At 33.2% G+C, this 6,538-nt stretch carries 8 protein-coding genes; 7 read left to right on the forward strand and 1 reads right to left on the reverse strand.

The window, feature by feature from the left end; genetic code table 11:
- Nucleotides 1–251 precede the first annotated feature (251 nt).
- A complete protein-coding gene (locus ACWOEC_RS02200) occupies nucleotides 252–626 on the forward strand; it encodes a hypothetical protein (protein WP_455305621.1) in 375 nt (124 codons plus the stop codon).
- A gap of 852 nt (nucleotides 627–1,478) precedes the next feature.
- Nucleotides 1,479–1,913: a hypothetical protein gene (locus ACWOEC_RS02205; RefSeq protein WP_455305623.1), complete on the forward strand. Its 435-nt coding sequence runs from the start codon at nucleotides 1,479–1,481 to the stop codon at nucleotides 1,911–1,913.
- Nucleotides 1,914–2,247: 334 nt separating this feature from the next.
- Here ACWOEC_RS02205 and ACWOEC_RS02210 read toward each other — a convergent pair whose 3' ends face one another.
- Nucleotides 2,248–2,616 (reverse strand): hypothetical protein, encoded by a 369-nt coding sequence (locus ACWOEC_RS02210; protein WP_455305625.1) that lies wholly within the window; start codon nucleotides 2,614–2,616, stop codon nucleotides 2,248–2,250.
- Nucleotides 2,617–2,998: 382 nt separating this feature from the next.
- Here ACWOEC_RS02210 and ACWOEC_RS02215 point away from each other — a divergent pair, with 382 nt between their 5' ends.
- From ACWOEC_RS02215 to ACWOEC_RS02235, 5 genes are all read left to right on the forward strand, one after another.
- Nucleotides 2,999–3,436 carry a hypothetical protein gene (locus tag ACWOEC_RS02215; RefSeq protein WP_455305627.1) on the forward strand — a complete coding sequence of 146 codons (438 nt, stop codon included), beginning with the start codon at nucleotides 2,999–3,001 and terminating at the stop codon, nucleotides 3,434–3,436.
- Entirely contained in the window at nucleotides 3,433–4,029 is a 597-nt protein-coding gene (locus ACWOEC_RS02220; protein WP_455305629.1) for a hypothetical protein, read from the forward strand. The genes ACWOEC_RS02215 and ACWOEC_RS02220 overlap by 4 nt, the downstream gene beginning before the upstream one ends.
- A gap of 524 nt (nucleotides 4,030–4,553) precedes the next feature.
- Nucleotides 4,554–4,727 (forward strand): hypothetical protein, encoded by a 174-nt coding sequence (locus ACWOEC_RS02225; protein WP_455305631.1) that lies wholly within the window; start codon nucleotides 4,554–4,556, stop codon nucleotides 4,725–4,727.
- Nucleotides 4,728–4,878: 151 nt separating this feature from the next.
- Complete coding sequence (locus ACWOEC_RS02230; RefSeq protein WP_455305633.1) at nucleotides 4,879–5,097, forward strand: hypothetical protein; 219 nt, start codon at nucleotides 4,879–4,881, stop codon at nucleotides 5,095–5,097.
- Nucleotides 5,098–5,632: 535 nt separating this feature from the next.
- On the forward strand, nucleotides 5,633–5,851 hold the full coding sequence (locus ACWOEC_RS02235) for a hypothetical protein (RefSeq protein ID WP_455305635.1): 219 nt from the start codon (nucleotides 5,633–5,635) through the stop codon (nucleotides 5,849–5,851).
- Nucleotides 5,852–6,538 lie beyond the last annotated feature (687 nt).

Raw genomic sequence — 6,538 nt, forward strand, 5'->3', positions numbered from 1 at the left:
CTACAAGCATTGATATGATAGTATTCTTTCCAATTTTACCAACTTTTTTATAAATCTTTATATAGTAAAAGAAAAATAATAAAAAAATATATATAAAAGATAAATCGACAATAATTGGAAAACTTGGAAACAATGCCTTTGTATCAGTAGTTAGAGCCGATAAAACTTGGAAAATTCTTGGTAACAGGTTGGTAACAAACTTGGAAATAACAAATAAATATACCTAGCAGGGTACTAAAGGAGAGTATAAAATGAATGTAAACGAATCAGCGATGAACCTAGCAAAGACTATTTACAAGGAGTATCAGCTATCACAACGCTTTGCAGACTTTAAAGAATCGCCACATGATAACGTAAGAGCGGAATTAGTAGCCGATATGTTCCACTATTTGAAGGATCAGACCGAGCAAGCAAGTATAACCGAGTTTGTAAATAATGCCACACCATCGGAGATCATAGACCGATTAGAATATTTTGAGTTATTGACTCGATACGTTGCGATGGATTTATTTTTAATGGATCGTTACGGGCAACCTATCGAAATCACAGGGGCACATCAGACCATTATGGAAGAACAAGACGTAATGATATTAGAAGCCTTAGAAACGCTTATTATGAGCAAATAAAAGCAGGAGGTGTGGACGAAACGCCACGCCTTTTTGTTTTTAAGGATCGTTGCCACTTGTGGCTATGGTTAAATACTTGCACATCGCAACGGGTAACGAATCGTTCAGCGTTTAAAGTTCTCCACTTGTGGCGAAAAGAAAAGTACCTGCCATAACGAAACGTTCGGTCAGACTTTCCACCAATTAGATCAAACAAAATTCGGCTATCGTTTAAAACGATAACGAAATGAAATACAAATCGGCTATCACACAGATTGATAGCGAATTAAACGTAAAAATATAGCATGATTTAATGATTTTACAAAAAGGCTTCTTAGTCTTAGAACGATGAGGCTTGCAACGTGTTTAGATGACTTGTGATTTTACTATATATTCGCAGGGTGGCATAAAATTATGCTAACTAAGATAGCTAAGCCGAAAAATCGGCTAAGTGACTAGCCGAAGCCATAGATGGATTGGGAGAAATTAAGCCGATGGGAAAATTCACTTGGGCGATTGAGGTTGTCCCCACTTGTGGGGATAGTAAGCGGTGGCAGAATATTGTTAAATAGTGCAACGTTGCCCAATTTAGGAGATCATTCGACAGAAGTGCCGAAAAGCTAACCAAAGTATTTGTAAACATAATGTATACAACTTGGATACATAGTGGATACACATAAAAGTATAGGCGAATGAAGTATATAAAAGATTTTAAAAAGTCTGTTAAGCAATCATTACTTTTTAGGATCAGCAGGCAAGCATACCCATTTGTGAGCACGATACTATTCGACCACTTAAGGGCGAAAACAACCGTAGTCAGAACTACCCTTGTTCGATGATATAACAAAACGTTAGGTCGGGAGGTAAACCCCTATGAAAAAAGATGAATTGAATCAATACGATGACGTAAAGCAACAATTAGATTATCTAGTATGGTCAATTAAAAAAGATGAAATGGAATTGAGCAGATGGCTTGAAGGCGAACTATCGCAGATTGAAATAGAGAACAATTTTAGACTAGATGACTTAGAAAACAATATACAGAATAAAAAAGAGAATATAAATCAATTGATGAGCAAAGAAAGAGAGTTTTATTTGAAAATAGAAGCACTAGAAGGCATAGAAAAAGCAATTGCTAAGATGAAGTACATAGAAAAGTTAGGACTAAGGGAGATAGCGAAACGATTGCAGTATAGCGATACTTATATTAGGCAAAAGAACGCCCAAATTTTAGATAAAATAAATTTCTTGGATCGCTATGTTGAAAAAGCCGGACTTAAAAAAAGCGATGATATGAAAAATTATTAAGGTGTAACATTGTTACATCGTAGTTACGCTAGATCGTCACATCATGAAGCTTGTTACATTGTAACGCTTGAGTAACGTTAGCCATGACATCACGTGACGTTAGGAGCTTAGCAAAACTTAACATCGAAAACCTTACAAAACCTTACATTTTAGAAAAGTAGTCGTTCACAGCGACCATAATCAGAATAAAAACGTATGAAAAACGTCAAAAAACATCAAGTTTGGATCAGATTTACATTAGCAGGCGATGACATACCCCACAGAATAGAAACGGGGCTAGGTTAAGGGATCATCGCATAACGCACAGTCTTCTGTGACCGTTTTTCCCTTTTTGTTATTCTTCAACCTTATCAAATATAACACCTTGATAATGCGCAATATTTTCGTTAGTTGTGTAAAATCTGAAACTTGTATCGGATAGTTTTTCTATTTTGTAAACGTTATGTTTTTTATCCTTAAAAAAGTAATATGGATTACTATTTTTTCGATAACTATATACAAAGAAACTTGTTCCATGACTACCAGTTAAATGTAGTTTTTTAGCACTGATTACTTCAATATCAATTTTTCTTTCCTTGAATTGACGTTCAGTTTCCCAAGTTCCATCAAGCCATCTTTTTTTGTATTCTTGATGAACAAACAAAGAAATTAAAACAGGTATAAGAATAATAGCGATTACAATGTATCTTTTTTTAATAGTCATGTAAAAAGCCTCCTTAAATTACTCAATTCACTAATTTAAGTATAAATCACAACTGAAAATATAAACACCCCTGTTGTTGTTGATTATTATTATTTTTTTAAGAACGGAGTGCAACCTAGATTTAACACACGGGGTTTTCTCACATGAGGGGCACCCCAAGACAAAAAGCCCATGGCAACCACTACCACGGGCAAATATTGAACCTATTCTTGGATAATCATAGCACACTAAACGCATTTTTACGTTAAGCATTTAGGGGTTGCGAAAAAGTTCGCAGGCTTGCCGATTTTTCGACCACCTATACAAAAACAGTTAAATTTTTACAGTTTCCCAAGTTGTCGGGAAAGAAAAGGAGCGTTTGCCATCGGAAGAATACGACATCATGAAGTATTTGAACCTAGATTTTAGCATTAAGTATTTGGAAGTATTGCAGGAAGCCACAAGCCATCTAATCTATGAGCAGACACTAGCAACGCACATCGCTTATGACGAACTAGGCATACACGCAAAAGCCCCAAAAGTAGAGCATATAGTTTCTGATAATGTAGAAGCGTGTGAGCTTATAAAAAGACGTTTAAAGCGTCTTAAGGAAAAACAAGTATATTTTACTAGATTTATGAACGAAATCACTCAAAAAGAGCGTGAAAGTATTCTAAGTGGCACTATGGACGAAAGTATCAAAGAAAAAGTACTAGATGAGATATACGAGATTGAAACGGCTATATCCTTAAAATATGACCTGCCACCGATACCACCAAAAGAAGAAAAGGCAAATCTTATAACGGATATTGATATGATGTTAGGAGCGTTTGCTATATGAACGATTTTGTACGAACGGATATTCGCATAGATTGGTATTTAAGACATTGGAAAGGGTTCGTGGTGAATCGTTACGAATTAAATGATCGTATACAAGCGTGTGCCACTGTATTTTTTAGATCACTTAAACGATTAGATGAAAAAGAAGTACGATTTTTAGGAGAGAAATATTATACGAATGATAAAAGCGGGATAGTTGATAATCGCCCGACTATTGATAGTTACAAGCCTAGATCAGATCAGCAGATGGCAGAAGCATTGGGAGTGGATAAGCTAAGTTATGCTACTAAAAGGCGTGAGATCATGGACAAGCTAAGGCAAGCGATAAAGGAAGAAACAAAAGCCTTTAATGATGGTGTACGAGAAAGATTGGAGCGTTATTGGTTAAAGTGTGGCAAGTTATATTTAAAAGAGTATAAAGAAGTAGATGGCACTTATTTAGAACCTAATTTTGTATTCACACAAGACAACAAGCAAGCACTCATCTTTAATTATGGGGATCAGTTGCCCGAAATGTTAGAAATGTATTTAGGCTTAGTAAAGGAACCATTAGGCGACTTCTCACATTATCCGATTGTACAAATTAAGTTCTAAGTTACCCACATACCGATTTTCAGTAAGTGGATAAAAAGGCGATGACATCGCTTATAAGAAGTTCTTTATCATGAGATACCCGAGCACCTAAAAAGGAGCCTGCCCAATTTTGGACAACCTTAAGAATTACTAGGAGATCATAAAAAAGGCCATCGCCTGCATAAATAAGATTAAAGGATCGTACTTGGTATGAAGAAGTATGAACACACAGAAGCATTAAAGACATTTGTCCGTAAAAAGTCGGGACATTGTCCACAACCTGCAAAAGTAACACGTTACCAATGAATCAAAGGTAACATTATTGATTAGGTAACATAGGTTACTTATTCTAGCAATGATTATTGTTGTAATAGTACTACAATAAATTGATGAAAATAAGAAAACGAAACTTAAGTAAATAAACAATAAGTTAAGAATGCAACAATCATCGTGATTAATTTTTTATTAAATATAAGTAGGTTATTTTTTGTTAAATAAAGACTAAAATGTTAAAGTTATGAAAACGCTATACGGGGGGTGATCCTATGATTTTATCTATAGGTGATAATGTAGAGTGCAAAAATATACAAGGTGAAAAAATAAAAGGAACTATTGCTAAAATTAATGAAAGAACAGCTATTGTATACTGTAACGCAAACAACCATTTAGTTAAATTGTCACATTTAGAGGAGTTGGGATACAAAATAGATGAGACTTAAAATGATTGATAAAAATATATGTTTTGAATTAATACAAAACAGTTATTTCCTAACATTTGTGTCATATAGCATGTTATTGCTTTTAAATTAAAGTGAAAAGGATTAAAGTACTGTTTAATCTAAGCGATAATAAAAATTTGGAGATGAGTATATGCTATTAGAAGTAGGAGATACGATTAATTGTAAAAATATTCAAGGTAAGGAGATCAGTGGGAAAATAACCAAAGTCAATAAAAGAACAGCTATTGTTTTTTGTGGTGCTTACTCACATGTTGTTCGCTTATCTCATCTTATTGGACTAGGGTACTCATTTAAGGGAAATAAAAATATGTTAAAAATTGAAAATGAGCTATCCGAAATATTATCTTAATTGCTAAAAAGTAATTATTATATACAGGAATAATAATTACTAAAATAGGGTTGTATGCAAATAATTTTGTGTGCAACCTTTTTTATTTTGTATGCAACCTTTTTTGCAACCATTTAGGCGATGAAAATAGGGTGATGACATCGCTTCTAAAGGCTTTGAGCGTTAGTATTTGTTAGTGGTTAAATGCTAGTATTTGCTAGTATTACAGGGCTTTAATCACGCAGGCATATGATAGCATATGATAGCATTTAGTGTGGTTAAATGTGGTATAAATAGGCGTTTAGAATGTTGGTAAATGTTGGTATTTTAGAGCAACCAATGATGGTAAATCATGGTACAAAATGTTGATATTTGTTGACATTTTCATGATGGCAAATGATGGCATAAATTGAGTGTAGGCATATTGGGAATTATTGGGATAGTATGCAACCTTACCCTTTGCAGACCCTAACATATAAATCAGTGCTATTTACACCTCAAAATGATAAAATATAAGTATAAAAATAAATTGTTTATAAAATAAGGAGGTAGCGTCATGATTAAGTATGCAAAGCTATTTGTAAATCTATTTGGTTCTTTTTGTATGTTTTTACTTCCGACTAATTTAGTAAATTCAGTAGAAAAGGCAGGATATAGCGAGGAAATGTTTGTATCTATTTTTCTAGGTAAACTTGTTGTATATTCAATAATAATCATTGTGCTAATGTATTCTATAAACAAATTTCTTAGTTCATTTGAGGAAGATAGATTTTAGTATAGATATAGCGATAATTTACATTGTTATAACCGACTAACCAACAAAACCCAACATTTGAAAACTTGTAAAAACTTGTCAATTAGACTATGCTATTTCTATTCATGGTACTAGTAGTAGTTAAATTTATTATAATAAGCGGTTTTTGTTAGCAAATTAATTAGTTAAAAATAATTTCCATCAGAATTTCTTGATAAAAATATTATTTTTTTGTTATTTTATTTTCGTAATACATAATCTCATTAAAGATAAATGTAGCGAAATAGTAACAATTTGAGTTAAAAATGTTACATGATGTTGTGAAAAAAACGTATTTTAAGTATTTGAACAAAACAATTTTATTGACTGATTTATGTACTGGTGTTATATTAATGGTGAGAAGTGTAGCTAACTTCCTTTATTCCAAACTTTTAAAGCATGCTTATTTTGTTCGATAAATTCGAAGACTTGATAGAGGGTACATCAAGTTGCCTGAAGGAGGCCTAATTACCTTTCGGAAGTCCTAACTATAGACGATATAGTTCGTACCTACTACATAAACACTTGCCCTTTTTTATTGCGGCTCTTTGTCAAATGATGTTGGTGAAGAGAAATCTTAGAATTATTGGAGATCAAGAGGATTATTTCCTCTTGATCTTTTTTAGTTTAAAAGCAATGCACTACCGTGACGAATCATGATACGCAACT

This window comes from Enterococcus bulliens, assembly GCF_053761865.1.